Source organism: Nonomuraea sp. KM90, assembly GCF_052246675.1.
Lineage (GTDB): Bacteria > Actinomycetota > Actinomycetes > Streptosporangiales > Streptosporangiaceae > Nonomuraea.
Genome location: NZ_JBQQCB010000066.1, coordinates 34,989 through 60,941, shown reverse-complemented (window position 1 = coordinate 60,941; position 25,953 = coordinate 34,989). Strand labels below are relative to the sequence as shown.

General features: G+C 71.6%; 28 protein-coding genes. 12 read left to right on the top strand and 16 right to left on the bottom strand.

The window, feature by feature from the left end; all coding sequences use genetic code 11:
• On the top strand, positions 1-286 hold a 286-nt coding region (locus ACTWPW_RS40920; RefSeq protein WP_443171837.1), incomplete at its 5' end, for a hypothetical protein.
• Between the two features lie 21 nt (positions 287-307).
• On the opposite strand, the gene ACTWPW_RS40915 is transcribed toward ACTWPW_RS40920, so the two are convergent.
• On the bottom strand, positions 308-637 hold the full coding sequence (locus tag ACTWPW_RS40915) for a hypothetical protein (protein ID WP_443171836.1): 330 nt from the start codon (positions 635-637) through the stop codon (positions 308-310).
• Between the two features lie 5 nt (positions 638-642).
• On the opposite strand from ACTWPW_RS40915, the gene ACTWPW_RS40910 reads away from it, so the two are divergent.
• On the top strand, positions 643-1,857 hold the full coding sequence (locus ACTWPW_RS40910; RefSeq protein WP_443171835.1) for a serine/threonine-protein kinase: 1,215 nt from the start codon (positions 643-645) through the stop codon (positions 1,855-1,857).
• Positions 1,858-1,883: 26 nt separating this feature from the next.
• On the opposite strand, the gene ACTWPW_RS40905 is transcribed toward ACTWPW_RS40910, so the two are convergent.
• Genes ACTWPW_RS40905 through ACTWPW_RS40895 form a run of 3 tightly spaced genes read right to left on the bottom strand, consistent with a single transcriptional unit; the run spans position 1,884 to position 6,225 of the window.
• On the bottom strand, positions 1,884-2,825 hold the full coding sequence (locus ACTWPW_RS40905; protein WP_443171834.1) for a glycoside hydrolase family 6 protein: 942 nt from the start codon (positions 2,823-2,825) through the stop codon (positions 1,884-1,886).
• Positions 2,822-4,393, bottom strand: a complete 1,572-nt coding sequence (locus ACTWPW_RS40900; RefSeq protein WP_443171833.1) for a glycosyltransferase family 39 protein — start codon at positions 4,391-4,393, stop codon at positions 2,822-2,824. The genes ACTWPW_RS40905 and ACTWPW_RS40900 overlap by 4 nt, the downstream gene beginning before the upstream one ends.
• Positions 4,390-6,225, bottom strand: coding sequence for a glycosyltransferase (locus tag ACTWPW_RS40895; RefSeq protein ID WP_443171832.1), 1,836 nt, complete (start codon positions 6,223-6,225; stop codon positions 4,390-4,392). Before ACTWPW_RS40895 ends, ACTWPW_RS40900 begins: the two co-directional genes overlap by 4 nt.
• A 120-nt stretch (positions 6,226-6,345) precedes the next feature.
• On the opposite strand from ACTWPW_RS40895, the gene ACTWPW_RS40890 reads away from it, so the two are divergent.
• Positions 6,346-6,801: a mycothiol transferase gene (locus ACTWPW_RS40890; protein ID WP_443171831.1), complete on the top strand. Its 456-nt coding sequence runs from the start codon at positions 6,346-6,348 to the stop codon at positions 6,799-6,801.
• On the opposite strand, the gene ACTWPW_RS40885 is transcribed toward ACTWPW_RS40890, so the two are convergent.
• The 8 genes from ACTWPW_RS40885 to ACTWPW_RS40850 are packed head-to-tail and all read right to left on the bottom strand — an operon-like array spanning position 6,740 to position 13,648.
• Positions 6,740-7,021 carry a YciI family protein gene (locus ACTWPW_RS40885; protein ID WP_443171830.1) on the bottom strand — a complete coding sequence of 94 codons (282 nt, stop codon included), beginning with the start codon at positions 7,019-7,021 and terminating at the stop codon, positions 6,740-6,742. The genes ACTWPW_RS40890 and ACTWPW_RS40885 overlap by 62 nt on opposite strands.
• A gap of 22 nt (positions 7,022-7,043) precedes the next feature.
• Positions 7,044-7,964 (bottom strand): amidohydrolase family protein, encoded by a 921-nt coding sequence (locus tag ACTWPW_RS40880; protein WP_443171829.1) that lies wholly within the window; start codon positions 7,962-7,964, stop codon positions 7,044-7,046.
• A gap of 5 nt (positions 7,965-7,969) precedes the next feature.
• Positions 7,970-9,085 carry a vWA domain-containing protein gene (locus ACTWPW_RS40875; RefSeq protein ID WP_375109703.1) on the bottom strand — a complete coding sequence of 372 codons (1,116 nt, stop codon included), beginning with the start codon at positions 9,083-9,085 and terminating at the stop codon, positions 7,970-7,972.
• Positions 9,078-9,935: an AAA family ATPase gene (locus ACTWPW_RS40870; RefSeq protein WP_375109704.1), complete on the bottom strand. Its 858-nt coding sequence runs from the start codon at positions 9,933-9,935 to the stop codon at positions 9,078-9,080. The genes ACTWPW_RS40875 and ACTWPW_RS40870 overlap by 8 nt, the downstream gene beginning before the upstream one ends.
• Entirely contained in the window at positions 9,925-10,941 is a 1,017-nt protein-coding gene (locus ACTWPW_RS40865) for a xanthine dehydrogenase family protein molybdopterin-binding subunit (protein WP_375109705.1), read from the bottom strand. The genes ACTWPW_RS40870 and ACTWPW_RS40865 overlap by 11 nt, the downstream gene beginning before the upstream one ends.
• Positions 10,942-10,944: 3 nt before the next feature.
• Positions 10,945-12,324 (bottom strand): xanthine dehydrogenase family protein molybdopterin-binding subunit, encoded by a 1,380-nt coding sequence (locus ACTWPW_RS40860; protein ID WP_443171828.1) that lies wholly within the window; start codon positions 12,322-12,324, stop codon positions 10,945-10,947.
• Entirely contained in the window at positions 12,324-12,839 is a 516-nt protein-coding gene (locus ACTWPW_RS40855) for a (2Fe-2S)-binding protein (RefSeq protein WP_443171827.1), read from the bottom strand. The genes ACTWPW_RS40860 and ACTWPW_RS40855 overlap by 1 nt, the downstream gene beginning before the upstream one ends.
• An 11-nt stretch (positions 12,840-12,850) precedes the next feature.
• Positions 12,851-13,648 (bottom strand): FAD binding domain-containing protein, encoded by a 798-nt coding sequence (locus tag ACTWPW_RS40850; protein WP_375109708.1) that lies wholly within the window; start codon positions 13,646-13,648, stop codon positions 12,851-12,853.
• A gap of 94 nt (positions 13,649-13,742) precedes the next feature.
• On the opposite strand from ACTWPW_RS40850, the gene ACTWPW_RS40845 reads away from it, so the two are divergent.
• The 6 genes from ACTWPW_RS40845 to ACTWPW_RS40820 all read left to right on the top strand — a co-directional run bounded on the left by ACTWPW_RS40845 (position 13,743) and on the right by ACTWPW_RS40820 (position 19,098).
• Positions 13,743-14,438 carry a GntR family transcriptional regulator gene (locus ACTWPW_RS40845; protein WP_443171826.1) on the top strand — a complete coding sequence of 232 codons (696 nt, stop codon included), beginning with the start codon at positions 13,743-13,745 and terminating at the stop codon, positions 14,436-14,438.
• Positions 14,439-14,635: 197 nt separating this feature from the next.
• Positions 14,636-15,547 carry an ADP-ribosylglycohydrolase family protein gene (locus tag ACTWPW_RS40840; protein ID WP_443171825.1) on the top strand — a complete coding sequence of 304 codons (912 nt, stop codon included), beginning with the start codon at positions 14,636-14,638 and terminating at the stop codon, positions 15,545-15,547.
• Positions 15,548-15,679: 132 nt separating this feature from the next.
• Positions 15,680-16,453, top strand: a complete 774-nt coding sequence (locus ACTWPW_RS40835; RefSeq protein ID WP_443171824.1) for an ABC transporter ATP-binding protein — start codon at positions 15,680-15,682, stop codon at positions 16,451-16,453.
• Positions 16,450-17,175: an ABC transporter permease gene (locus tag ACTWPW_RS40830; RefSeq protein WP_375109712.1), complete on the top strand. Its 726-nt coding sequence runs from the start codon at positions 16,450-16,452 to the stop codon at positions 17,173-17,175. The genes ACTWPW_RS40835 and ACTWPW_RS40830 overlap by 4 nt, the downstream gene beginning before the upstream one ends.
• Entirely contained in the window at positions 17,169-18,440 is a 1,272-nt protein-coding gene (locus ACTWPW_RS40825; RefSeq protein WP_443171823.1) for a sensor histidine kinase, read from the top strand. Before ACTWPW_RS40830 ends, ACTWPW_RS40825 begins: the two co-directional genes overlap by 7 nt.
• Positions 18,441-18,444: 4 nt before the next feature.
• Positions 18,445-19,098: a response regulator gene (locus ACTWPW_RS40820; protein ID WP_375109714.1), complete on the top strand. Its 654-nt coding sequence runs from the start codon at positions 18,445-18,447 to the stop codon at positions 19,096-19,098.
• A gap of 98 nt (positions 19,099-19,196) precedes the next feature.
• On the opposite strand, the gene ACTWPW_RS40815 is transcribed toward ACTWPW_RS40820, so the two are convergent.
• The 3 genes from ACTWPW_RS40815 to ACTWPW_RS40805 all read right to left on the bottom strand — a co-directional run bounded on the left by ACTWPW_RS40815 (position 19,197) and on the right by ACTWPW_RS40805 (position 22,221).
• Complete coding sequence (locus ACTWPW_RS40815; protein ID WP_443171822.1) at positions 19,197-20,426, bottom strand: cytochrome P450 family protein; 1,230 nt, start codon at positions 20,424-20,426, stop codon at positions 19,197-19,199.
• 457 nt (positions 20,427-20,883) lie between these two features.
• Entirely contained in the window at positions 20,884-21,477 is a 594-nt protein-coding gene (locus ACTWPW_RS40810) for a TIGR03086 family metal-binding protein (protein WP_375109716.1), read from the bottom strand.
• 102 nt (positions 21,478-21,579) lie between these two features.
• Positions 21,580-22,221, bottom strand: coding sequence for a GntR family transcriptional regulator (locus ACTWPW_RS40805; RefSeq protein WP_443171821.1), 642 nt, complete (start codon positions 22,219-22,221; stop codon positions 21,580-21,582).
• Positions 22,222-22,291: 70 nt separating this feature from the next.
• Here ACTWPW_RS40805 and ACTWPW_RS40800 point away from each other — a divergent pair, with 70 nt between their 5' ends.
• The 3 genes from ACTWPW_RS40800 to ACTWPW_RS40790 are packed head-to-tail and all read left to right on the top strand — an operon-like array spanning position 22,292 to position 24,724.
• A complete protein-coding gene (locus ACTWPW_RS40800; RefSeq protein WP_443171820.1) occupies positions 22,292-23,293 on the top strand; it encodes an SIS domain-containing protein in 1,002 nt (333 codons plus the stop codon).
• A gap of 1 nt (position 23,294) precedes the next feature.
• Positions 23,295-23,798: a hypothetical protein gene (locus ACTWPW_RS40795; RefSeq protein WP_443171819.1), complete on the top strand. Its 504-nt coding sequence runs from the start codon at positions 23,295-23,297 to the stop codon at positions 23,796-23,798.
• Complete coding sequence (locus tag ACTWPW_RS40790) at positions 23,795-24,724, top strand: carbon-nitrogen hydrolase family protein (protein WP_443171818.1); 930 nt, start codon at positions 23,795-23,797, stop codon at positions 24,722-24,724. Before ACTWPW_RS40795 ends, ACTWPW_RS40790 begins: the two co-directional genes overlap by 4 nt.
• Positions 24,725-24,733: 9 nt before the next feature.
• On the opposite strand, the gene ACTWPW_RS40785 is transcribed toward ACTWPW_RS40790, so the two are convergent.
• Entirely contained in the window at positions 24,734-25,909 is a 1,176-nt protein-coding gene (locus tag ACTWPW_RS40785; RefSeq protein ID WP_443171817.1) for an ROK family protein, read from the bottom strand.
• Positions 25,910-25,953 lie beyond the last annotated feature (44 nt).

Genomic DNA, 25,953 nt, shown 5'->3' with positions numbered 1-25,953 from the left:
GTTCTCGATGGAGCAGTACTACCGGGCCGACGTGGCCTCTCACGGCCGGTCCCAGCTGCTGGTGCAGCGGGCGATCCGCGCGGCGGGGCACTGCGAGTTCAGCGACGCCGAGGCCGGTGCGGCCTGGGACGACCTCGTACGGTGGCAGCGCACCGGCCGGCGCCCCCTGGGCGACGACGTGACCAGCCCCGCCACGCTGGCCGACCCCGCCTACGGCTGCCGCTTCACCGATCCGTCGGCCTACGCCACCGGCACCCGGCCGCTGTACTCGGCCTGTCCGGCCTGATCAAGTTCGCGGGACCGGGGCTCATCCCCGGTCCGCGACGCTCCCCGCGGGCACCGGGCGGGCGGCCACGTCGGCCGGGTCCAGCGCGTTGGCCTGCTCGGCCCGGGCAACGGACTCGGCGGCGATCTGCCTGCCGTCCAGGAGCTGCCGCATCGCCCAGACGGTCCGGAAGCCGAGCCGCGGCACGTCACACAGGGCCGTGGAGGTGATCGTGCCGGATTCGACGAACGTCCGCGCCGTCTCGGGCGAGCCGAAACCGGAGACCGCGACCCGGCCGGCGCTGCCCGGCGGCGCCCGGCGGCGCCCGGCCGCCCTTCGCCGGTGTGCGGACTCGTGCCAGGGGTAGCGCAAGCCCTATGCCCGAGGTACTGCTGGGACGCTACCGGCTGATGACGGAGCTGGGCCGTGGCGGCATGGGCCAGGTGTGGCGCGGCCACGACGAACTGCTCGACCGCGAGGTCGCGATCAAGGTGATCGCCGACGGGATCGACCGGCCGGAGAACGAGCCGCTGATCCGGCGGAGCCTTCGCGAGGCCCGCATCGCCGCAAGGCTGAGTCACTCCAACATCGCCGACGTCTATGACGTGATCGAGGACGACGGGCGGCTCTGGATCGTGTTACAGCTGGTCCCGGCTCCGTCGCTCGGGCAGCTGATAGCCGAGAACGGTCCGCTCCCGCCGTTGCGGGCGGCCCGGGTGGGGCTGGACGTGCTGGCCGCGTTGGAGGCCGCGCACGCCGCCGGGGTCGTGCACCGTGACGTCAAGCCGGGCAACATCCTGCTGCCGGAGGGCGGGGGCGCGGTGCTGACCGATTTCGGTATCGCGGCCGTCGCGAACGACGACGACCCCCTCACCCATCCCGACGTGGTGCCCGGCACCCCCGCCTACATCGCGCCGGAGCGGGCCGTCGGGTCGGCCGCCGGCCCGGCCTCGGACCTGTGGTCGCTGGGGGCCACCCTGTACACCGCGGTCGAAGGCCGCCCGCCCTTCGCGCGTGACACCGCGATGGACACACTGGTCGCCATCGTCCATGACGCGCCGCAACCGTTCGAGCGGGCCGGAGCGCTCGCCGGGGCGATCTCCGCGTTGCTCCACAAGGACCCGGACAGACGGCCGGACATCGCCCGGGCGCGGGAGATGCTGCAGGCGCTGGTCTCCTGGGACCCGCCCGTCCGGACGGCTCCCACGGCCACCACCGGGTACGGGCAGGTGCGGCGCCGCGCCAGGCATCTGGCGGCCGCGGTCCTGACGCTCGCCACGTGTTCCGCGGCCGTCACGCTTCCTGAGCTCGCCGAACGCCCTCGTGGTCCGGCGCCACAGGCCGTCGCGCCCCCGCAGCGGGTTCAGCACGACGCCGTGGCCGGGGTGGTTCAGCGGATACCGAAGAAGCGGCCGGTCGCCGCTGCGGCCGGTGCTGAACCGCCTCCGACCAGGGCCGACCGGCCGCCGGCCGCCGGCGCGTCCGGCTACGACCAGAAGGCCGAGCATCCGTCGAAGGGCAATGGCGGCAAGGGCAAAGGTGACAAGGGGCGAGGCGACAAGGGCAGAGGGAGCAAACGCCACAAGGGGTAGACACGCCGCATGTGGGTCGGCCCGGCTCATGGCCGGGTCGCGTTGTCGATGAGGAGGCGAGCCTGGCGAGGCGAGAACAGGTAGGTCGTCTCGCCGCCGCAGACCCCGTCCGATTCGCCGGGGCGCTTGATCCAGAGCAGCGCGGCCAGGCCCGGCCGGGTCACCTCGGTGGTGGGCGGCCGGCCCAGCGCCTGGTGGCGAGGATTGCACCACTCGTTGCGCGGAGGCGGCCCCAGGCCGTTCCGCGAGGTGTCGATGACGAATTCGCGGTTCCCCACCAGGTCGGCCAGCTCCCTGCCCCAGCGGTAGCTCGCGTCGGTGGTCTGACGGTTGGACACGTTGACCGCGAAACCCTCGGCGTGCTGGATGCCCGAGGCCAGGAGGCGTTCGGCCATCTCGCCCGTGGAGCGCCAGGCGCTGTGGCCGGCGTCGAGGTAGACGTGATGGCCGGCCCGCGCCAGGCGGAGCACGTTCCTCTTCAGCAGCGCGGCGCGCTCGGGGGTGAAGCAGTCGGCGGCGACGGCGTCGGGCTCCATGATGATGGCGGTCCTCGTGGCGCCGAGCCGCCGCGTCAGCTGACGGATGAAGCGATCGTAGGCCTGGTCGGTGCCCGCGCCCTGGTCCTTGGCGCACCCGCGATGGGGCAGGTTGTAGGCGACCAGGACGGGCAGCGTGCCCTGGACGCGCGCGGCCGACGCCACCGCGGGAAGCGGCTTCAGGTCCGGCGGGCCGTTGATCCAGCGAGCCTGCGGCCGGCTCGTGATCGGCGTGAGCCAGGCCGCGCCGTTGGCCCTCTGGTACAGGGCCGCGGCGCTGTCGGTGTCGAGGTGAAGCCTGGCGTCCTTGAAGGGATGCCGGAGCGGGGCGTAGGTCACTCGCGGTGGCCACGGGCGCAGGTCGGTGTCCGGCACCCGCCCGCATCCGGCCAGCAGAAGCAGGATCGCCAGCGCCACCGGCACGCCTCTCACGACGACCTCCTTGGCTGCCAGAAGCCGCTGACCCGGTAGATCCGCACGCCGTTGTCCCCGGTGCCGAAGGTGATCTCGGCGATCGCGTGCTTGCGTGCCTCGAGCAACGTGGGGTACCGCTTGGCGTCGGGGCTGTCGTAGTACCAGTTCGGCACGACGAGATAGTCGATCCGCCTGAGCGTGCGGGCCACGGCGGGGTCGGTGTCCAGCTTGTACGCGATGATCGGCCGCGGCGAGAAGCCCTTGTAGTGCACCAGGTCGGTCCAGATGGCGTCGTGCACCACGAGCACCTTGTTCCTGGGCACGTTGTCGGCGACCCATTCGGTGGCCGATCGCAGCGGCGGCGCCTCGCGTGCGGTCATCATCGTCGACAGCGCCGGGGCCCAGACGGCGGCGAGCGCCACGGCACACGCGCCCGCCGCCAGCTGCGGCAGGTGGCGGCCCCGCCCCACGAGCCACCGTACGGCGCCGCCGATCTGCTCGGCCGCTCCGGCGATCATGAGGGCGCTCCACGGCAGCAGCGTGATGACGTGCATATACGGCACGTATCCGCCGCGGATCAGCAAGAGCCACTGAACGACCAGGATCACCGCCGCCGGCCGCAACCGGCGGACGACCAGCGCCACCGGCAGCGCGGCGAGCGCGCCGATCAACAGGCGCTGGTCGAGGCCGAGCCAGCTCGTGAGCAGGTCGCGGGCGGGGCTGTCCGGGTCGAGCACCGAGCCCGACGGCTGGCGCCCGGCGAGCTGCCAAGAGGCGGTCTCCAGGAGGCTGTTGTGGCCTTGACCGGGGAACAGCTCACCCTTGTAGATCGCGAACAGCGGGTAGAGCGACATCAACAGGATCCCGGTGAACGCGGCCATGACGATGACCTGCGGCCGATTGCGCCGGTCGAGGTTCTGCGCCATGGCGTACGCGAACGCGGGCAAGGTCACCAGCGCGGTCTCCTTGGTCAGCGCCGCGAGCGCGAAGGCCGCGGCGGCGCCCATGGCGGCGCCGATGGTCCGGCGCGGTGAGTAGGCCAGCACGAACGCCAGCAGCAGCCAGGGGGTGACCAGGTTGTCGAGAAAGGTCCAGCGCGTGTAGGTGACCGCGACCGGGCTGAGCGCGAGGAGCAGGACGGCCGCCGCCGATCCGGCGCGGGTCAGGCCGATCCGCCGGCCGAGGGCGAACAGCAGCGCGCAGGAGAAGAGCTTGGCGATCAGCATGCACTCGTTGCCGAAGTCGATGGCGCTGTCGTAGCGGTTGAAGCCGTTGGTCAAGATCGACCACAGCGCCATCTGGAGCCAGCCCGCCGGGGTGTGGTCGTAGAAGTAGGAGTAGGGGGACAGCGCGCCCTCGTACTGCACGGACCAGGCCTGGGAGAGGTAGGTGCCGGGATCGTCCACCCAACGGGGATAGGTGGACATTCCCCAGACGTGCACCACACCGGCGACGGCCAGCATCGGGGTCAGGAGCAGCAGGCTGAGCCGGTGCAATCCCAGCCAGGTCCGGGCGAGGTACCGGAGGCGATGGCGGGCCGAGACCCGCTTGCGGATCTCGCCCGTGGTGTCGAGCGCGATCGTCATGTCGGCACCAGCATGTGATCGCCGGAATCCTCGTCGATGTGCCGCCGGTCGAGGTGACTGCCTTGATGCGTCGTCTTGACCCAGTCAGTCCTGCCGCGCACGTGCCTGAGGATCGCCCATAGCGCGGCGTACGACAGCGCCAACTGGTACGGGTAGGCGCCGAGGACCAGGCCGGCGTAGTCGCGCAGCCTGACCCGCTCCTCGAAGGTCCGGCCGAACTGCGCCAGCAGCTGGACGTCGAGCAGCGAGTTGAGCAGTGTGATCGCCAGGGGGAGGGTCGCCACCAGGGTGATGGCCACCGGCGCCTTGTGCGACAGCGCCAGCAGCAGCGCGACCGGTGCCAGTACGGCGACGAACGCCTGGAAGAACTGGAAGCCGAGGACGTACACGGCGAGCACGCGCTGCGTCCGGGTCGGCAGCTGGAGCCATTCGCCCGTCAGGAAGACCTGGATGAAGCCCTGCATCCAGCGCACGCGCTGGCGTACCAGTGCGGGCAGGCTCTCGGGCGTCTCCTCCCTGGTCACCATCTCGTCGATGTAGACCACGTCGACGGGGTAGCGCAGCACCGACGCGGCGATACCGATCTTGCAGTCCTCGGTGAGACAGTTCTCGTCCCAGTAACGCCCGTAGCGTACCTTGAGCTCCTCCAGGAGCTGGCGGCGGAAGAAGACCGTGTTACCCCCGAGCGGCATCACGCCGATCCGGGCCTGCATCTTGAGCCGGGACTGGAACCACTTGAAGTACTCCAGGCAGTTGGCCGCCCGCCACCAGGCGCTGGTGTGGGCGTGCCACCAGCCGCGACCGGCTCCGGCCTGCAGCCGGCAGCCGAAGTTCATCAGCTGCACTCCGCACTGCACGATGCCCGCCCGGGTCCGGCGGAAGCGGTGGTCGACCACCCGCAAGAGGCCGGGGTGGAACAGATCTTCGGCGTCGGCCACGCCCACCCACTCGAACGCGATGCCCTCGCGCTCGAGCGTGCGCATGGCGGCGTTGAGCGCGATGGGCTTGTTGTGGAGGTCGGTGTCCGGCGGATATTCGCAGACCATGATCCGGTCCGGGTGCTCGCGGGCCTTGGCGGCGGCGATCGCCGCGGTGCCGGGATCGTCGGGAGGGTCGACGATCGCGATCACCCTGTAGTCGGGGTGGTCCAAGGTCGCCAGGCGCTCCAGAGTGTGGCCCGCCACGGCCTCCTCGAACCGCATCGGGACCAGGATCACTCCGGGCAGGCGCGGTTCGTCCGGGTCGCCGTACCGGTGCGGGTCGTTGTGCTCCGGCCACCACCACTTGTACAGCTGGAAGATCAGCGTGGTCCCTGCGACCAGCAGCATGAACAGGGAGACGCCGAGCAGGAAGTAGTCCACGAAGACGGCCGCGGCCAGCACCAGCAGGACGCTGGCCAGGGCGCCGAGAAGGACCCGGGGGTGCGCCAGGCCGCTGCTTCGAAGCGGCGAGAACGACCAGTACTTGTCGGAGGAGAAGTTCACGACGGCGCCGGCCACCACGAGCCCCCAGTAGGCGGCGGCGGTGCCGGTCACCGGCGCCAGGAACGGGAAGGCCACCATGTTGAGGACCGCGCTGGCCCCGCGGGCGATCTGGAAGCGCCGCCATCGTGTCCCCAGGCTCAATGCCGAACCCGAGATGCGGGGATGCCAGGTCAGCAGGTAGTTGGCGGCGAAGCTGGCCTGCAGGGTGATCGCGAACTGCAGGACGTTGGCGACGGCCGGTGTCAGGCCCAGCCGCATGAAGGTCGCCAGGAGGACGTGGCCCAGTATCGCCACGGAAACACCGACGAGGACGAACAGCCAATGCTCGCGACGTAAGGGGAAACGCACGTTGAGGGCTCTCTCTGGGCCGCTGGCTTCCGGAACCGTCCCCGGCTACCCCTTCCCGTATCGCTCTAGGCCTTTACCGCGGAAATGACCAGAAGTCAGGCATGACAACCGCCGCGATCCGTGGGGGCAGCCGGGCGAGGCTCGTCCATCGGGCCGGAGCCGCCGTGCCGCGCCGGCCCCGGGACGCAGCTCGCGGAGCGGGTGGTAGGGCGATCGGCGTTGTCCCTGCTGGGGCTCGTACGGCACGCGGCCGAGTCCGAGCGCTTCTGGTTCCGCCGGGTGATGGCGGGGCAGGAGCCCTCGCCCCTGTTCTCGTCTCCGACCGCTCCCGGCGGCGCGTTCGAGGTGGCGGGTGCGGACGCGCGGATGGTCGCCCGGGCGTGGCAGGCGTGGCGGGCACGCGACATAACGGCCATGCGGACATGCTGCGGGAGCAGATCGATGGAGCGTAGGACTCTGACCGACCTGATCGCAGGTAGGTTCCCCGCCGCGCGACCCGCGCGGCGGGAAACCGCTAGCCGGAGCCGAGCGAGCCGACCGTCACCCGCCACTCGCGCAGCCGGCGATCCTTGGTGACCTGCAGCTGCGTGTAGGGGTCCTGGTCGACGAGTGCCTGCGCCGCGGTCTCGTCCTCCGCCTGGAGGACGATCATGCCGGCCGTCAGGTCCGTGTAGGGGCCGGCCGCGACGAGGCTGCCCTGCTCGTGGAGCTTGTTCAGGTGGGCGAGATGGTCCTCGCGGTGCTCCGCTCTCAGCGGGGTGTCGTTGTAGCCGTAGGTCACGACGAACAGTGCCATGTGGGGATACTCCCTTTCGTTTCTAGCGTCGGGTGATCGGTCCCAGCCCGTAAACCCGGCGCGCGTTGGCGGCGAAGACGGCGTGCTGGTCGGCGGGCGGGAGGTGGGCGAGCGCGTCCTTCCACGCGCCGACCAGCCGCGGCATGGTGGTCCAGAGCTTCTCGACCGGGAAGTTGGTGCCGAACATGGCCCGGCCGGCGCCGAACCAGCCGATCACCTGGTCGGCGACCAAGGAGATGACCTCGGGATCCACCCGGTGGACGAAGGTGCCCTGCCCGGTGAGCTTGACCACGATGTTCGGCCGCTCGGCCAGCGCGGCCATCCCCGCCCGCCACGGCTCCAGGTACTCCTGGCCGATGAGCATGCCCGCGTGCACGAGGACGAAGGTGACGTCCGGGAAGGCCGCCGCCAGGTCGACCGCATCCGGCATCTGCTCGGGAAAGACCTGCAGCTCGAACAGCCAGCCGCGGTCGGCGAGCGCGCCGATGTTCTTACGGAAGACCGGGTCCCTCATGCGGTCGGGGGCGGTGGCGAACCGGAACTCCGGGCGCTCGTGCCAGTGCAGTTGCTGCCGGATCCCCCGGATCAGCGGTGTGAGCGCGGCCTGCCGTCGCATGGTCTCCGGAGCGTCCTCGTCGAACATGTCGGCCGCTCCGATGACGGCCATCGGCCACCCCGACTCCTGATGAACCTCGTGGAGCCAGCGCACCTCGTCCACCACCCGGTCGAGCGGCCAGTTCGTCTGCACGTAGACCGACTCACGGATGTCCGAGGCCGTGGCTTCGGCGATGTACTCGCCGATCAGGTAGTCCCGCCTGATCGCCTCGTAGGGCCCGAAGATCCGCGGCACCATCGGGCCGGACAGCCACGGCAGGTCCCCGGTCCGCCAGACGTGATGGTGCGAGTCGACGATGTCGCCGGTGTAGCGGCTCGCCTCCGACATGACGATCACTCCCTGCCCAAGGTCTGTACCTGCTCGTACGCCGTCCGCAGGTCACGTACGCCCGCGAGCGCGTCCACACTGCCGAGCACGGCCGCCATGCCGCGGGTGACCGGCCGGTACGCCGGGTCGCAGGCGAGCGGCGTCCACCACAGCAACCGGTGGCCCAGCAGCGACAACCGCCGTACGGCCGCCTGCATGGGCCGGCAGTCGCCCCGTTCCAGGCCGTCCGAGAGCACGATCACCAGGGCGCCGCGCGCCACGGTGACATGGCGGGCGTTGCCGAGGAACTCCTGGAGCGAGGCGCCGATCCGCGTCCCGCCCTCCGCGTCCAGGACGACCTCGCTCAGCGAGCCGACGGCCGTGTCGACATCGCGGGCCCGCAGCGGCCCGGTGACACGGGTCAGCCGGGTGCCGAAGGTGAACACCTCCACGCGGTCGAGGCGGCCGACCACGGCGTGGGCGAAACGCAGGTAGTGGGCGCTGTGCCGCTTCATCGACCCGGACACGTCGATGAGCAGCAGCACCCGGCGCTGCCGCCGCGGACGGTTCCGCCGCCGCAACGTCACGATCTCGCCCTGGCTGCGCCAGGACTCGCGGCAGATCCTGGCGACGTCGATCCACGGACCTCGCCGGGCGGGCCGGCGGCGGCGCGACCGGACCGTCGGCACCGCGCCGCGCAGTTCCCGCCGCAGCAGTGAGAGCACTGCCCGGTCGTCGTCGCTCGCCGGGCCGAACACCGGGCGCCTGTCGCGCTCCGAGGAGCCGGCCTCGAGGCCCGCCTCCCCGCCGAACGCCGCCGTGAAGGGAGCCTCGTCCCCCTTCCCGCGCGGCACGGGGGTCTCCTCGTCGGGGGATTCCTGATCGCGGGCGGGCCGTGTCGCGACCTCCCCGAACCAGCGCTCGAACGTGGGGGAGTACACCTCCAGGTCCTCGCGGGAGACGGTGAGCGTGCTCGCCCCGATCCAGTAGAGGTGCGTGGCGTCGCGCGGGCCGACGGCCTCGATCGCCTGGAGGAAGACCCGCTGCTTGGCCACCGGCACGCGCAGGCCCTGATCGTTCAGGTCCCGCAGGAACCCGTGCACGTGATCGCCGATGCGCGCGACGAGGGACCGCTCAGTCACGGAACACCTCCGCGGCATGACGGCTGAGGAGGGCCAGGTCCTCCTCGTGCTTGACGAGCAGCCCCGCGGACCGGCGCATCGCCTCCGGCCAGCTCGAACCCTCGCGGGTCAGCGCCTGCACGCCGCGGGCCCAGGAGGTCGACTCCGCGATGCCCGGCCGCTTCAGCAGGGCCAGTCCGCGGATCCGGTGCACGGCGGCCACGAGGCGGGCCGCGCTCCTCTCGTCCAGGCCGGGCGCCTGCGCCTGGATGATCGCCCGCTCGCGTTCGGCGTCGGGGAAGGGGATCCAGTGGTACAGGCACCGCCGCTTGAGCGCGTCGTGCAGTTCGCGGGTCCGGTTCGAGGTGAGGATGACGAACGGGACGCTCGCCGCCCTGATGGTGCCGATCTCCGGGATGGTGATCTGGAACTCGCCTAGGAACTCCAGCAGGAACGCCTCGAACTCGCTGTCCGCACGATCGATCTCGTCGATCAGCAGCACCGCGCCGGATGCCGCCCGCAACGACCGCAGCAGCGGGCGCTGCAGCAGGAACTCCTCGCGGTACAGGTCGCCGACGCCGCGCCCCTCCACCTCGGCGGCCCGCAGGGACAGCAGCTGCTTCGGGTAGTCCCACTCGTACAGGGCCTGGGAGGCGTCCAGCCCCTCGTAGCACTGCAGCCGGATCAGCTCGCGGTCGAGGACCCGGGCCAGGACATTCGCGATCTCCGTCTTGCCGACCCCCGGCTCACCCTCCAGCAGCAGCGGAAGCCCGAGCACGTCCGCCAGGCCGACGGCGGTGAGCAGGCCCTCGTCGGCCAGGTAACCCTCCGCGCCCAGCCGGCTGCCCAGCGCGCCCCGATCAACCGGCACGGCCGGCCCGCAGCTCGTCGAGTCCGCGCAGCACCTTCTCCGGAGTGAACGGCATGCTCGTCAGCCGTACGCCGACCGCGTCGTACACCGCGTTGGCGATCGCGGGGATCGGCGCGTTCGCCGTCATCTCGCCGATCCCCTTGGCCCCGAACGGCCCGTTGGCGGCGGGCCGTTCGAGGAACACGCTGGTCTGCTCCGGGATGTCGGCCGGCCCGGGCATCAGGTACTCGACGAAATCGACAGGGCCGTGCTCGCGCGACCGCGGATAGTACGGCTCGGTCGACTCGAACAGCGCATGCGACAGGCCCATCCAGGCGCCGCCCTCGACCTGCTGCGTCGCGAGGGCCGGGTTGAGCGCCCGGCCGATCTCGTACGTGTTGTAGAGCCGTAGCACCTCGATGACACCGGTCTCGTCGTCGACCTCGACCTCGGCCACCGTGCACGCGTGCGCCTGGCAGGAGTCCGGGTCCATCTCGCCGGTCTCCGGCACCGGTGTGCTCGGCTCCTTGAGGAAGATGCCCCGGCCGGAGATGGTCCGGCCCTGCCGGAAGTGCGCGGCGAGCGCGACGTCGCTGATGTGGATCTTCATCTCCGACGATCCCTTGAGACGGACGAAGCCCGTGCCGTCGGTCTCCAGATCGTCCGCGTCGACCTCCAGTTCGTCGGCGGCGACCTGGAGCATGACATCCCTCGCCTCGCGCGCCGCCATGATCACGGCGTTGCCGATGCGGTGGGTGCCGCGGCTGGCGAACGTTCCCATGCAGTGCGGGCCGGTGTCCGTGTCGGCGGTGTCGACGATGATGTTCTCGATCGGGATGCCGAGCGTCTCCGCCGCGCACTGGGCGATGACCGTCCGCAGCCCCTGGCCGAGATCCACCGAGGAGAGCGTGACGACGAACCCGCCCATGGTGGTGGCGTGGACGAGTGCCTGAGAGGGGTCGCCGCCGAGGTTCATCCCGGTCGGGTAGTTGACCGCCGCGTACCCGCGCCCGTGCCGTGACGCCATCGCTCAGCCCTCCGTTCGCTCGGTCGACGACATCGCCCGGTACTCCGGCGGGAGGTCGTGCCCCACCAGGTCGGCGGCGCTCTGGATCACCTCGACCAGCGCCGTGCCGGTCGCGATCTTGCGATGCGCCTTCATGTCGCCGTCCCGGTAGGCGTTCTTGAGCCGCAACCGCAGCGGGTCCATGGCCAGCTCCCGGGCGACGTGGTCCATGTGCGACTCCAGCGCGAAGTCGCCGATCGTGACGCCGAACCCGCGCATGGCGCTGGAGGGGGTCCGGTTCGTGTAGACGCAGTAGGCGTCGACGTGGACGTTCGGGATCGTGTACGGGCCGGGCATGTGCGCCGCCGCCTTGGTGGTGCCGTACGGGCTGTGCCGGGAGTACGCGCCCGCGTCCACGTAGAGCGTGATCTTGCGGGCGACGATCCGGCCGTCGTCCATGACGCCGTCCTTGATGGAGATGCGCTCGGCCGCGCGCGTGGACGACACCTGCATCTCCTCGGCGCGGCTGTAGACGTATTTGGCGGGCCGGCCGGTGAGCATGGCGGCTATGCAGGCGAGGGGCTCGACGATGACGTCCACCTTGCCGCCGAAGCCGCCCCCGACGGTGCCCCCGACGACGCGCAGGCCGGTGGGCGGGACGCCGAGGATGAGCGCGGTGTTGTCGAGGGTGAAGTAGGCGGCCTGGGTGTTGGTGTGGATCCGCAGCCGGCCGTCGCCCTGGGGGACGACGATGCAGCCGGTCGGCTCGATCGGCGCGTGTTCGATCGGCGAGGAGCTGTAACTGCCCTCGATGATGCGGTCCGCCTCCGCGAAGCCCCGCTCGACGTCGCCGAAGCGGACCCGGCGGCAATGGTGGCCCTCGTACACGAAGTGGTTGGTGCCCGCCTGCTTGATGATCGGCGCGCCGTCGGCCAGCGCCTCCTCGACGTCGAGAACGGTGGGCAGGTCGGTGTAATCGACCACGACCCGGGCGGCGCCCTCGCGGGCGGCGTCCTCGGTCTCGGCGACCACGGCGACGATCGGCTCGCCGCGATAGAGGACCCGGTCCTCGGCCAGCACCGGCTCGTCGTCGGGCCCCACACCGATCAGGCGCAGCACGACGTACCAGTTGCTCGGCACGTCCTCGTGGGTGATCACGCGGAGCACGCCGGGCACGTCGAGGGCGCCGGAGACGTCGACCCGGTTGATGAGGGCGTGGTGCCGCGTGGACCGGTGGATCTTGACGTGCGTCATTTCCGGCGGAGCCATGTCCTCGAAGAAGACCGTGCGGCCGGTGACGTGACCGCGGGCGTCGGAGCGCTGGACCGCCGAACCGATGACGGAGAAGTCGCCCGCCCGCTCGCCCTTGAAGTACGCGCTGTCGATCGGCGTGATGCGCGCCATCAGACGTCGGCCTTCGCGGGAGCCGGCGCGGGTTCCGGCGCGGCGCCGCGCCGGCGCTCCGCGGCGGTGAGGACGGCGGCGATGATCGGCTCGTATCCGGTGCAGCGGCAGACGTTGCCGCAGATCGCCTCGGTGACATCCTGGCGGCTAGGATCCGGGTTCCGGTCGAGTAATGCCGTGGCGGACATGATCATCCCGGGGGTGCAGAACCCGCACTGCGTCGCGAAGAGGTCGACGAACGCCTGCTGCACGTCACTGAGCCGCTCGCCGTCGGCCAGGCCCTCGATCGTCTCCACGGTGGAGCCGTCGACCGTCACGACGGGGACCAGGCACGAGACCACGGGCCGGCCGTCCAGCAGCACCGTGCAGCTGCCGCAGCCCCCTTGCGCGCAGCCGCGCTTGGCCCCCATCAGCCCGAACGTCTCGCGCAGGGCGTTCAGCAACGTCGTCGACGGCCGGGCGATCAGCTCCCGCTCGGTGCCGTTCAGCTTGAGGGTGACGATGGTCGAGGGCATACGATCCCCTTTCAGGCCCCGAGCAGGGCACGACGCAGGTGGACGGGGTAGACCCGAGCGCGGTACCAGGCGGAGGCGTAGGCGTCGTCGAACGGCTCGATGGCGTCCGCTCGGGCCGCCTGGGCGACGACCTCGGCGGTCAGCGGCGCGCCCAGCAGCACGCGCTCGGCGCCGACCGCCCGCACCAGGCGGCGCGCGAGACCGCCGAGCACGAGACGGACGTCGCCGACCAGGCCATCCTCGATCGTGATCCGGGCCGCCACCGTGACGATGGATCCCGAGTTGAGCCGCCGGCGGCTCGCCTTGTGGAACCGGAACGTGTCCTTCGCCGGAGCGGTGAACCGGACACAGGTCACCAGCTCACCCGCGGGCAGGCCGTCCGTGACGATCCGCTCCAGCGGTTCGCGGCGCGCGCCGTCGGCGCCGAGCACGTCCAGCTCCGCGTCCAGGGCGAGCAGCGCCGCCGCCAGGTCGCCGTACGGCTGCGGCACGAAGAGGTTGCCGGCCACGGTGGCGAGGCTGCGGACCGGCGGGGAGGCGATCGAGCGCACGCAGCGGGACAGGTAGCTCAACCGGGCGTCGTCCTCGATGTCCGCGAGCGTGGTGGCCGCCCCGAGGGCCACGGTGGCGCCGTCGACGTCGATGCCGCGCAGTCCGGCCCTGCGCAGGCTGACCAGCCGCACGTCGCCGCCGGCTGCGTCGTTCAGCCGGGCCATCAGATGGGTGCCGCCGCCCAGGGGGATGGCCCCTGTCTGAAGGTCCGTACGAGCCGCCTCAGGACTGTCCGGCATCTGAACCGATATCAGCATCTAGGCTCCAATTATCGATATCGATAATTGGAGCCTAGATGGCATGATCTAAGAGTCAAGGGGCACTTTGGCCCTCGAAGCCGCAGGAGGCCTGTTGCCGGAACCCACGGGGAGCCCGTCCACCGTCCCGCGCTCCGCACGACCGACCCTGAGCCGGCAGATCCGCGACGGTCTGCTGCGACGGATCGTCGCCGGCGAGCTCGGTGAGGGCGACCGGCTGATCGAGACGAAGATCGCCGCCGAGTTCGGCACCAGCCAGGCCCCGGTCCGGGAGGCGCTGCGGCAGCTCGAGGGCCTCGGCCTCATCGAGGGCCAGCCCCGTCACGGCAGCCGGGTGCTTCCCTTCGCCGAGCAGACGATCCGCGAGGCGTACATCCTGCGGGCGGCGCTCGAGGAGACCGCGACGCGGCTCGCGATGCTGGCCGGGACCCTGCCCTTCGACCGCCTGGGGGAGGCGGTCGAGGAGATGTACCGCCGCGCCCGGGACAACGACGTGCCCGGCATCGGCCTGGCCAGCGCCCGGTTCCACCGGCACGTCGTACAGGCCGGCGGCAACGGGCTGCTGACCCGCGCCTGGGAGGCGCTGCAGATCGAGGCGCGCACGGCCATCGCCCTGATGGTCACCAGGCCGGAGCTCGAGCGGGTCGCCGACGAGCACCGCGAGCTGCTGGACGTGATGCGCGCCGGGGACGTCGAGACGGCCTGCCGGCACGCCCGCGACCACCAGTGGGCCTACGCCGACACACCGCACGACCCGTACGGGACGCCGAGGACGCCTCCACCGGCTTGACCTCCCTGCTACGGCCGGGGGCCATCGCCAAGTTCCTCCCCGCCGCCCCCTGAACGCCCTCGGCGGCCCGGAGCTGGACGGGCTGCGAGAGCCGGGCGCGGAGCTGCCGCACCGGGTGGGCAACCAGAGATCTTGGTTCCGTATAGGCTGCCCGGAAGCCGACAGCCACCGCATCCACGCCAGCCGGGACCATCGCCATGAACGCCGACAAGCACGGCCTCGCGCAGACTCCGGAACGCGCAGCCGCGCTCATGCGCGCCTCCCTGGCGGGGTTGTCGGTCGGAGACGCGTTCGGCGACCAGTTCTTCCTGCATGCCAATCGCCATCTCACCGCCGCGGACCTTCCCGCACCGCCGTGGGAGTGGAGCGACGACACCGAGATGGCCTGCTCGGTCGTCAGCTGCCTGCATCGTCACGGACGCATCGACCAGGACACTCTCGCGACCTCCTTCGCCACCCGCATGGACACCGGCCGTCGCTACGGCGCCGGAGCCTTCGGACTCCTCGAACGCATCCGCGACGGACACCCGTGGCGGGTCGCCTCGGTCGAGTCCTTCGGCGGCAACGGCTCCTTCGGCAACGGCGCCGCCATGCGCGTCGCCCCCCTGGGCGCCTACTACAGCGGCGACCCGGCCCGCGCCGCCGCCGAGGCCACCCGCCAAGCCGAGATCACCCACACCCACACCGAAGGGATCGCCGGCGCGATCGCCGTAGCAGTCGCAGCCTCCCTCGCCGCCACCGGCACCGCGGAGAACATGATCGAGGCAGCGCTCGATCACGTTCCCGGAACCTACGTCCGACGAGGACTCCTACGCGCTCGCCGCCTCAGGAAGGCGACACCGGAGCAAGCGGCGCAGGTCCTGGGCAACGGATCGCGAGTCACCGCCCAGGACACCGTGCCGTTCGCGCTCTGGGCAGCCACCCGCCACCTGGACGACTATCCGGCCGGAGTCCGGGCCTGCGTCACGGTCGGCGGCGACATGGACACCACCGCCGCGATCGTCGGCGGCGTCATCGCCGCCAGCACCGGGATCGGCGGCATCCCGCCAGAGTGGCTCGACTCCCGCGAACCGCTTCCGGGATGGCTGGAGGACGGCCCGGCAGCCTGACGTCGGCGGGTTGTCGAGCGTCGTGGCGGCAAGGCTCCGTGAGCGGCTGCCACCCCCTGCGGATCACCTGAGCGCGGGCCATCAACCGATCGGTGGATGCCGGAGATCGCGCAGGCAGGGGAATCTCGGAACATGACAGACATCATCGAGATCAACGACCTGAGCAAGACCTATGGTGGACCGCGTTTCAGCGGTCCACCGCAGGTAGCGGACGAAGTCCGCACCTCCGGAGCCGGCAAGGCGGTGGACGGCGTCTCCCTGAGGGTGGCGCGTGGCGAGATCTTCGGGATCGCCGGTCCGAACGGGGCGGGCAAGACCACGCTCGTGGAGTGCATGTCAGGGCTGCGGCGGCCGGACGGCGGCACGCTGCGGGTGCTGGGGCTGGACCCGCAGAAAGACCGGCGGGAGCTCCTCCAGCGCATCGGCGCGCAGCTGCAGGAGGCGGCCCTGCCCGACGCGATCAAGGTGGGAGAGGCGTTACGGATGTACGCCTCCTTCTACGACAAGCCGGCCGACTGGCGGGCGCTCATGAGCGAATGGGGGCTGGCGGACCGGAAGGGGGAGCGGTTCGCGAACCTGTCCGGCGGGTGGAAGCAGCGGTTGTTCATCGCGCTGGCCCTGGTCGGCAACCCGGAGGTGGTGTTCCTCGACGAGCTGACCACCGGGCTGGACCCGGCCGCCCGCCGTACCACGTGGGGGCAGATCCGCGAAATGCGCGATCGCGGGGTCACCGTCGTGCTGGTCACCCACTTCATGGACGAGGCCGAGGCGCTGTGCGACCGTCTCGCGGTCATCTGCCGCGGCCGCGTCGTCGCCGAGGGCAGCCCGCGCGAGCTGATCGCGCAGGCGGGTTCCGACTCGCTGGAGAACGCGTACTTCGCTCTGACCGAAGGAGAACTGGCATGAAGGGCAGCACGCAGGTCATCGGGGTCGAACTCAAGCTGATCATGCGCGACCCCATGTCGGCCTTCTTCGCGCTCGCATTCCCGGTGATCATGCTCTGGGTCAAGCTGCGCAGCGGCAACAAGCCCCTGCCGGGCGGGGTGCTCGCCATCGACGCCACGGTGCCGATGCTGACCGCCTTCGTCATCGGCCTGGCCGCGCTGGTCGTCCTGCCGGCCACGCTGGCCCACTACCGGGATCGCCGCGTGCTCAAGCGGCTGCGCGTCACGCCCGCCTCGCCGGTGATGCTGTTCGGAGCGCAGTGGGCGGCGCACATGCTGCTGGCCGTGCTCGGATCGGTGCTGGTGATCCTCATCGGCCTGGTCGCGTACGGGCTGACGGGACCGGCCAGCGTTCCCGTCGTCCTGCTGGCGTGGCTGCTCGGCGCGCTCAGCCTCGGCTCCATCGGGCTCCTGCTCGGCGCGATCGCCCCGAGCGGCCGCGCGGCGACCGTGATCGGGCTGGGCGTGTTCTTCCCGATGGTGTTCATGTCCGGCGCCGTGATCCCCCGCGAGAGCATGTCGGGCTCGATGCGCGCGATCGGCGACCTGACCCCGATGGCGCCGGTGGTCCAGGCGATCCGCGAGGGCTGGTCCGCCGGCACGACGTCCCCGCTTACGCTGGGCATCATGGTCGCGATTTCGGTCATCGCCGGGGGCATCGCGCTGAGGGCGTTCCGGTGGTAGCCGTCTCGCGCTGGGACCGGGCCCAGGCCGCGCTGCCGTACGCGCTGGTCCTGCTCCCCGCGCTCTTCTCCCTGGTGCGGGAGTGGCGGGTGGAGGTGCTGGCCCTGGCGTTGTTCGCGGCGGCCTGGCACTGGCTGGTGGTGGCCTCGGGCCGGATCGCGCGGCCCGTGGTGCTCGTCGTCTACTTCGCCGTGCTGCTCGCCGTCGTCGGGGTGCTGGTCAGGTTCGACTCGGTCTTCACAGTCACGGGGATCGGGGCGTTCATCCAGTGCTTCGTGCTGCTGCCCGGGTGGTGGGCGTACGGGGGCGTGGCCGTGACGGTCGGCGTGCTGATCTCGTCCCGGCCCCGGCCGCCGGTCGAGATGATCTCCTCTTTCCTCGTCGGGGTGCTGGTCGCCTCCACGGTGGGGCTGATCGTCAAGACCATCTCCGACCAGAACGACGAGCGCAAGAAGATGATCGTGGAGCTGAGGGAGACCGGCGCCAAGCTGGCCGCGCTCGCCGAGGAGAACGCGAACCTGCAGGCCCAGCTGCTGACCCAGGCCCGGGAGGCCGGGGTCCTGGAGGAACGACAGCGGATGGCCAGAGAGATCCACGACACGATCGCGCAGGGCCTGACCGGCATCGTCACCCAGCTCGAAGCCGTCGACACGGAGACCGGCTCACCCGCCGTACGCTCCCGCCTGGACCAGGTACGCACCCTGGCCAGGGACAGCCTGACGGAGGCCCGCCGCTCGGTGCAGGCGTTGCGCCCCTCGCCGCTGCAGCACGAAGCCCAACTGGCCACCGCGCTGGAGGAGGTCGCGGCGAAATGGTCGCTGAGCACCGGCGTGCCCGCCTCCGTGTCGGTCACCGGCGATCCGCGGCCGCTGCACGTGGAGGTGGAGACCGCCCTGTTACGGGTGGCGCAGGAGGCGCTGGCCAACGTCGCCAAGCACGCCTCCGCCGGGCGTGTCGGGCTGACGCTCTCGTACATGGAGGATGTGGTGGCGCTGGACGTACGCGACGACGGCCGCGGCTTCACCCCCGGGCCGGGTGAGGGAGGCTTCGGCCTCATCGCGATGCGCCAGCGGATCATCCGCCTGGCCGGCGACTTCGCCGTCGAGTCCGCCCCCGGCCAGGGCACGGGAATCTCGGCCACCGTCCCCGCCATCCCCACCGACCCCAGCCCCGACCGCAGCCCCGACCGCATCTCCGACCGCAGCCCCGATCGCAGCCCCGATCCCAGCCCCGATCGCAGCCCCGCCCCTGACTCTGGACCGTGAGCCGATGCCGCCGATTCGTTTGATCATCGTGGACGATCACCCGGTCGTCCGGGACGGCCTGCGCGGGATCTTCGCCGCCGACGACGCCTTCGAAGTCGTCGGCGAGGCGGCCGACGGCCCCGAGGCGCTCGTCGTGGCCCTCCGCACGGGCCCGGACGTCGTCCTCCTGGACCTCCGGATGCCGAAGATGAGCGGTGCCGAGGTGATCCGCAGGCTGCGTGCGCAGACCCCCGGCATCCATGTGCTGGTCCTGACCACGTTCGGCGACGACGCCGACGTCCTGCCCGCGATCGAGCAAGGAGCCACCGGCTACCTGCTCAAGGACACCCCGGGCGCTGACCTGCGCCGCGCGGTGCGGGCGGCGGCCCGCGGCGAGACGGTCCTGTCCCCTGCGGTGGCCGGCGTGCTACGGCAGGGAGCACGGGCGCCGGAGGCCGGGCCCACGCTGACGCTGAGCCCGCGCGAGCTCGAAGTGCTCAGGCTCATCGCGCGCGGCGCCACCAACCGGGAGGTCGCCGGGAAACTGTTCATCACCGAGGCGACGGTGAAGACGCACCTCCTGCACGTCTTCGCCAAGCTCGAGGTGAACGACCGGGCCGCGGCGGTGTCGGCGGCGTACGAGGCCGGCCTGCTCAAACCGGCCACCGAGAGCTCTTGATGCGGCTGCGCGCCGGTCTGCTCCACGGCCGGGCGGTGGCCGTGTCCGCCGCCCGTGACCACAGGGGCCGCGGAACGACGGGACGGCCGTTCGCCGCGCTATCCGGCGGGGCGCAGGTAGACGGGGAACTGCTGGTGACCGTTGCTGATGAGGGTGGGCACCGGCCGCAACGAGTCTGCCGGCGCCGCCAGCGCCATCTCGGGGAAGCGCCCGAAGAGCTGACGCAGGGCCTCGGCGACTTCGAGCCGGGCGAGCGGGGCTCCGAGGCAGTAGTGCACGCCGTAGCCGAACGCCAGATGATCCTTGACCTTGCGGGTGACGTCGAAGGTGTCCGCGTCGGGCCCGTGCCAGTCCGGGTGACGGTTCGCGGCCCCGTACGCGGCGAGGATGGGATCTCCCGACGGGATGACCTGCCCGTCCGGGAGCTTGATGTCGGTCACGGCGAAGCGCAGCGGCAGGTATTTGATGGCGGGCTCGTGGCGAAGGGTCTCCTCCACCACGTCCTCCCAGGTCGCCTGGCCGGTCCGGACGAGGTCGAGCTGGCCGGGGGACGTCAGCATCGCGAAGACGGCCTGGTCGATGACGTTGACGGTCGTCTCGTACCCGGCGTTGATCATCAGGATCATCGTGTCGCGCAGCTCGTCGTCGGTGAAGCCGCCGCCGTCCGACTCCTCGTCGCGGGCCGCGATGAGCAGGGAGGTCATGTCGTCGCCGGGGTCGGCGCGCTTGGTGGCGATCAACTGGTCGGTGCGCTCGAAGAGCCGCGCGGCGTTGGCCTGGGCCTCCTCGGGCGTGAGCGTGCTGTCGAAGACGCGGTCGACGATCTGCCGGAAATCGTGGCGCTGGTCCTCCGGCACGCCCATCAGGTGGCCGATCACGGCGATGGGCAGCGGGTAGGCCAGCCGCTCGCGCAGGTCCACCGCCTGACCTGCGGGCACCGCGGCAAGGTCGTCGATCAAGCCGGTGACCAGGGATTCGACGATCGGCTTCAGCTTGGCGATGCGGCGCGCGCCGAAGACGGGGGCCACCATCCGCCGTAATCTGCGGTGGTCGGCGCCGTACGCGGTGAGCATGCTCCGCACCTCGATCCACAGGGCGAGCGGCCAGGTGCCGGTCGTCCGCTGGAAGTCCGGATAGTGAGCGCGGCCGTCCTTGGACACATCGGGGCTGGTGAGCATGGTCTTGAGGAGTGCCGGGTCGGAGACCGCCCAGGCACACAGCCCGAGGACGTCCACGGGGGTGGCCGAGCCACGGGCCCGCAGGGCCCGGTACTCGGCGTGCCGGTCGGCACCGGTCGGATCGATCACGAACGGCAGGGGCTGGGACATGTGTCTTCTCCTTCAGGTCGCAGCAGCGAAGCGGAGGGAACCGAGGGCTCACGGGCACGCTGGAACGGTCCGGCCCGACACGGCGGCCGGAGGCGAAATGGCGGGTCTGTCTTGGGCGACCGAACTCATCGGTGGCCCCATCGGCTGCCCGGTCGCCGGTGTCGGCCGTACCGGTGCAGGCGTGATCGCGCGTCAGGCTGCGATCACGTTGAGGCGCTGCGCGCTTTCTCCCGCCCGGGTGGCGTCTTCAGCGTGCCGGAATGGTTGAGCCGCGATTCCAACGGTGCTCCTCGCCGTGTTACGGATACACCCACTTGACCGGACAGCCCGGCCGATGCGTGACAGAAAGCCCGATGTGAAGTACGTCTCACCTGAGCCGCCCATTGAACGGGACGGCCCAAGTGACCGCTTTCAGTGATGGCCTGGAGGGCCCGAGCCGGGTGGCCGTTGGCCTTCGTCAGGGGCGGCGGCCGGTGAAGCAGAGGAACGCCGTCTGGGGGTCGGCGCCTGCCGGAGGCGTGATCTCCGGCTGGAAGGCGTTGGTCGCCTGGAGGCCGGCGTAGTGGTGGCGCAGGGCGTCGTGGGTGCGTACGACGGCCTCCGGGTCCAGGGCCTCGTCGCCGCCGACGGCGCGGGCCAGGTCCCAGGTGTGGACGAGCAGTTCCAGCGCCCCCACCACGTCGACCGCCCGCTCCACGGGCACGGGGCCGAGCGGGCTGAACGGGAGCGGGGTGGCGGCCAGGCCGGGGTCGGTGAGGAGGGCCCGCAGCCCGGCTCTGGCCTCGGCGTACGCGGCCGCGAGGTCGGCGCCGGGCTCGACCTTCGGGGCGTCGCCCATGCCGGACACGCCCACCCCGTGCGAGGGCTGCGGCGGGGTCCGGCGAACGACCGCGATGATGCCGCGGTGCCCGTTGACGACATGGGCGACGACGTCCCGGGCCGTCCATCCCGCGCAAGGGCTGACGCGATCCCAGCGGTCGGCGGGGGTGGCCTCGATCCGGGCCTGGAAGGCGCCCGCGAGCAGGTCGAACCGGTCGGCGATCTCAGACATGGGTGGTCCAATCTTGGCTGTCGCCAGGGTGATGGCGGGCGGCGTGGTGCCGCGTCCGGGGGGACCACTATATGTAGGAAAATTCCTACATGTCATGTCGATCTAGAGGTGGTCGGCCGTCACCCCACGTGACAGCGTGAGATGTGCCGCGAGTGCCTGCCGCAGGGCGAGCAGACCGGCGGAGGCGGGGGAGGCGCCCCATGACAGGGGGGCGCGGGCGTGCCGCGCCAGCATCCGGGCCCACGACCGATGCGGGAACAGCTCCACATCGGGTTCGCACGGGGTGAAGGCCACCGGCCGACCGCCGTCGGCACGTCCCACGGCGGGTGGGGTGAAGGCGACGGGCCGCTGCCCGCCGGCGCTCTCGCCTGCCGGATGACGAGCCGCTGACGCCACGGATGCCCGTCGTGCCGGTCGGCGGCGCGGATCGGGGCTCCTCCCGCTCCCGGCCCGGTCGTTCGCGCCCAGGCCGGCGAGCTGGAGGCTGACGTAGGTGCCGGACCCGGCCCGGCGCTCGACGAAGCCCTCGGCCGCGAGCCGGTCGAACGCTTCCACCACGGTCGAGCGGGAGACGCCGAGAGAGCCGGCCAGCGTACGGGTGGACGGCAGGCGGCTGCCCGGCTCGAACTGCCCGTTCATGATGGCCGCCCGGAACCCTTGGTGCAGCCGCCAGCGCAGGGGCCTGCCGCTCTCCTGGGCGAGCGGAATGATCGCGGGCGGGAGGTTCACAGAGGGGCGCGGCACGATACTGGACTGCTCCACTTCGCATAGGCGGACCTGTCGGGACAACCACTTTGAGCGTACGGTCTCGCCCATGAGGTTCGCTCTGGACGATCAGATCGCCGCACAACCGGACATGGTCGCGAACGCGCTCACCGCCGACCCGCCCCGCCTGGACGGAGGCAGGCCGATCATCTTCACGGGCATCGGCACCTCGCTGCACGCGGCGCGCATCGCCGCCGCGTGGGCGTGGCACGTCTCCGGCGGCCGTAGCCGAGCGGTGGCGGTCGATGCGCACGACCTGGCCCTGCGCTTCCCGATCGCCGCCGAGGACCAGGTCGTGGTGATCAGCCACCGCGGCTACAAGCGGTATCCGCGCGCCGTGCTCGGCAAGGCGCGCGCGGCGGGCGCCACCACGATCGCGGTCGTGGGGACGGACGCGCCCGATCAGCAGGCCGACGTCGTCGCGCGTACGTGCCCCGACGAGACGGCCGGCACCTTCACCGTTTCCTACCTGTCGTCGCTGGCCGTCCTGGGCGGGATGGTCGCCGGTCTGGAGGGGCCGTACCGGGAGCGGTTCGCGGCCGCGCTGCGGACCGTGCCGCAGGCGCTGAAGGCGACTCTGGCGGAGCCCGCCCCGGTTCGGGCCGCCGAGGGCTGCGCCGCCGGCGAGCCGCTGCTGCTGGTCGGCTTCGATCTCGACGCGATCACCGCGGCCGAGGCCGCGCTCAAGATCAAGGAGGGGGCTCGCCTGTGGGCGGAGGCGATGTCCACGGAATTCTCCTTGCACGGCACCCCCGCCGCCTTCCGCGCTGGAATGAACGTCATCAGCATCACCCCGGGCACTGACGACCAAGGACGGACGAACACGCTGCGGGCGCTGCTGGCCGAGCTGGGGGCGACCGTGTGGACCAGCGGCGAGGACGACGAAGAGCTGAGGTTCGCACCGGTTGACCCGTTGATGCGGCCTTTCACGTCGATCGTGCCGTTGCAGCGGCTCACCGCGGAGCTCGCCCGGCTACGTGGCACCGATCCCGACACGCTCCACGGCGGGGTGGAGCCGTGGCTGTCGGCCATGACCGGACTGGAGTTGTGACATGCCTCCCGCACCGCCTGTCCCGGAACCCTTCGCGCTGCCCGGGGAGCCGTACCGGCCGCGCAGGACCGAGTGGCTCGGCGTCACCGAGCACGCGGGCTGGCGGCTGAAGCTCATCGCCATCACGGCCGTCGGCGCGCTTCCTGACGATGCCGAGATCAAGGCCGCGCTCGGGGCGGCCGAGCGAGAGGTGCCACAGCCCGCGCGGGCCGGCGCGCGGCCGGGCGTCGGATTCCTGATCGTGCACCGTGGCGCCGAGGCGCTGTGGGTGCTCGTGTGCTGGTGGGAGGGCGACATCCTGTACGAGAGGCTGTGGCGGGCCGATCCCGGCACGACGGAGCTGCGGCCCGTACCCCCGGAGGGGCCTACGGCCTGCGTCTGGGAGCTGCAGGCCATCGACCACGAACGGCGAGCCTGGATCAGGTACGTGCTGGAGCACCCTGCCGCTCCGGACCTCGCCGGGTATCTCACATCGGGCCCCGCCGGAGGGGAGCCGGCGCCGTGACCACCCGACGCGTCGCCGTCGTGCAGGCCGCGCCCCGCCTGTTCGACCTGCCCGAGACGCTGCGCCGCTCCGAGGACCTCCTGGCGCGGGCGGCCGCAGGGGGAGCGCACCTCGTGGTGTTCCCGGAGGCGTTCATCGGTGGCTACCCCAAGGGCTCCACCTTCGGCGCGACTGTCGGACGGCGCGACGACGAGGGACGCGCGTTGTTCGCCCGGTATCGCAGGTCAGCGATCGAGATCCCGGGCGAGGCGTTCGAGCGGATGAGCGCCGCCGTGGCGGCCCGGCAGGCCCATGTGGTCGTCGGCGTCATCGAACGGTACGGCCGTACGTTGTACTGCTCGGCGCTGTTGTTCGCGCCGGACGGCACGCTGCTGGCTCGTCACCGCAAGCTGGTGCCCACGGGAACCGAGCGCGTGATCTGGGGGCGCGGCGACGCCAGCGACGTCGTCGTCGCGGACACCGACGTCGGACGCATCGGCCTGGCGATCTGCTGGGAGAGCTACATGCCGCTCTACCGGACCGCCCTCTACCAGCGGGACGTGCAGATCTATTGCGCGCCGACAGTGGACGATCGCGACGTGTGGACGTCGACCATGCGGCACATCGCCGTCGAGGGCCGTTGCTTCGTGCTCTCGGCCAACCAGTTCGCCGGCCGGGACGACTATCCGGGCGACTTCCCCGCGGCCGACCCGGCCGCCGCGGCCGCGGCCACCATCCAAGGGGGCAGTTGCGTCGTGGATCCCTTCGGACACGTGCTCGCCGGGCCGTCCTTCGGCAAGCAGGACGTGCTCATCGCCGACATCGACCTCGCCGTGCTCGACGGCGCTTATCTCGACCTGGATGTCGTCGGCCACTACGCGCGCCCCGACATCTTCCGGTTCCGCACCGCTCGGCCCGAGTCGCAGGAGCGGCACGATCACTCGTAGGCAGCGCGCTCAGCGGGACATGGGGTCGGCGGCGATGAGGGCTTCCAGGGGGAGCAGGGCGGAGCCCGTGGCCACGGCGTCGCCGCCGAACCTGGCGACCAGCAGCTCGAACTGGCCGCCGGGGCGCGCCAGGCTGTGCCTCCTGGTCGCCTCGGTGATGCGCTCGCCCAGGGACTCCATCAGCCGGAGCCCGACCCAGCCGCCGATGACGATGCGTTGCGGCCCGGTCAGGTTGACCAGCCCGCCCAGCGCGGCGCCGAGGCAGTCGACGACGTCGCCGACGATCTCGCCCGCGACCGGGTCGCCGGCGTGCGCGTCGGCGATGAGCTTGCCGACGGCGCCCCAGCCGGTGCCCTCGAAGACGCCGCCCCTGGCCCGCCACGCGGACAGGATCGCGTCGGAGCCGAGGTACGCCTCCACGCACCCGCGGTTGCCGCACCGGCACACCCGGCCCCCGCGTTCGATCACCGTGTGCCCCCACTCCCCGGCGCTGGAGTGAGCGCCGGACAGCAGCTGCCCGTCGCTGACGATCCCCAGCCCGACCCCCCGGCCGAGCAGGGCGATCAGGGCGTGCGCGGCCCCGCGGGCGTTGCCGAACCAGTGTTCGGCCCTGGCCTGCATCTTGGCGCCGTTCTCCGCGAGGACGGGGACGTGCCCGACGTCGCACAGCGCCGAGACGGGGACGGGCGGCCAGCCCAGGCTCTGGGCGTAGAGGGTCTGGCCGCCGTCGGGGGCGGTCTCGACGACGCCGGGCAGGCCGAGCCCGACGCCGAGCAGGGTCGGCCAGCGGTTGGCGTTGCGCTCGCGCAGCGCGACGAGGGCCTCCTGGAGGTCCGCGCCGATCCGCTCCGGCTCCTCCTCCTTGGCGCCGCCGCGGAACTCCCGGTCGATCCGGTTCACCGCCAGGTCGAACATCTCCACGGCCACGCCCCGCTCGCCGATGTCGGCGCCGATGGTGATCGCGCTCTCGGCGCGCGGGCCGATGAGCGTGATGGGCCGCCCGCCGCGCGAGGAGATCGAGCCGCGCTCCTCCACGAGCCCCGCGGTGATCAGGTCGGTGACGAGATTGGCCGCGGAGGCCGCGGACAGGCCCGTCTCCTGGGCGATGGCGGCCCGGGTGGTCTCCTGCGCGAGGATCACGTGCTTGAGGGCCAGCGCCCGGTTGCGCTGCCGGAGGGTCGTCACGGTGGACGCCTCGGGCAAGGAGAGATGGGGCCGACCACCACGGG

What these genes read in the sequence shown, in the direction of transcription:
- ACTWPW_RS40810 (WP_375109716.1), bottom strand. Translation starts at nt 21,477, where the DNA reads ATGTCTGAGATCGCCGACCGGTTCGACCTGCTCGCGGGCGCCTTCCAG.
- ACTWPW_RS40840 (WP_443171825.1), top strand. Translation starts at nt 14,636, where the DNA reads ATGAACGCCGACAAGCACGGCCTCGCGCAGACTCCGGAACGCGCAGCC.
- ACTWPW_RS40880 (WP_443171829.1), bottom strand. Translation starts at nt 7,964, where the DNA reads ATGTCGGAGGCGAGCCGCTACACCGGCGACATCGTCGACTCGCACCAT.
- ACTWPW_RS40815 (WP_443171822.1), bottom strand. Translation starts at nt 20,426, where the DNA reads ATGTCCCAGCCCCTGCCGTTCGTGATCGATCCGACCGGTGCCGACCGG.
- ACTWPW_RS40820 (WP_375109714.1), top strand. Translation starts at nt 18,445, where the DNA reads ATGCCGCCGATTCGTTTGATCATCGTGGACGATCACCCGGTCGTCCGG.
- ACTWPW_RS40830 (WP_375109712.1), top strand. Translation starts at nt 16,450, where the DNA reads ATGAAGGGCAGCACGCAGGTCATCGGGGTCGAACTCAAGCTGATCATG.
- ACTWPW_RS40885 (WP_443171830.1), bottom strand. Translation starts at nt 7,021, where the DNA reads ATGGCACTGTTCGTCGTGACCTACGGCTACAACGACACCCCGCTGAGA.
- ACTWPW_RS40850 (WP_375109708.1), bottom strand. Translation starts at nt 13,648, where the DNA reads ATGCTGATATCGGTTCAGATGCCGGACAGTCCTGAGGCGGCTCGTACG.
- ACTWPW_RS40865 (WP_375109705.1), bottom strand. Translation starts at nt 10,941, where the DNA reads ATGGCGTCACGGCACGGGCGCGGGTACGCGGCGGTCAACTACCCGACC.
- ACTWPW_RS40795 (WP_443171819.1), top strand. Translation starts at nt 23,295, where the DNA reads ATGCCTCCCGCACCGCCTGTCCCGGAACCCTTCGCGCTGCCCGGGGAG.
- ACTWPW_RS40855 (WP_443171827.1), bottom strand. Translation starts at nt 12,839, where the DNA reads ATGCCCTCGACCATCGTCACCCTCAAGCTGAACGGCACCGAGCGGGAG.
- ACTWPW_RS40900 (WP_443171833.1), bottom strand. Translation starts at nt 4,393, where the DNA reads ATGACGATCGCGCTCGACACCACGGGCGAGATCCGCAAGCGGGTCTCG.
- ACTWPW_RS40860 (WP_443171828.1), bottom strand. Translation starts at nt 12,324, where the DNA reads ATGGCGCGCATCACGCCGATCGACAGCGCGTACTTCAAGGGCGAGCGG.
- ACTWPW_RS40800 (WP_443171820.1), top strand. Translation starts at nt 22,292, where the DNA reads ATGAGGTTCGCTCTGGACGATCAGATCGCCGCACAACCGGACATGGTC.
- ACTWPW_RS40835 (WP_443171824.1), top strand. Translation starts at nt 15,680, where the DNA reads ATGACAGACATCATCGAGATCAACGACCTGAGCAAGACCTATGGTGGA.
- ACTWPW_RS40910 (WP_443171835.1), top strand. Translation starts at nt 643, where the DNA reads ATGCCCGAGGTACTGCTGGGACGCTACCGGCTGATGACGGAGCTGGGC.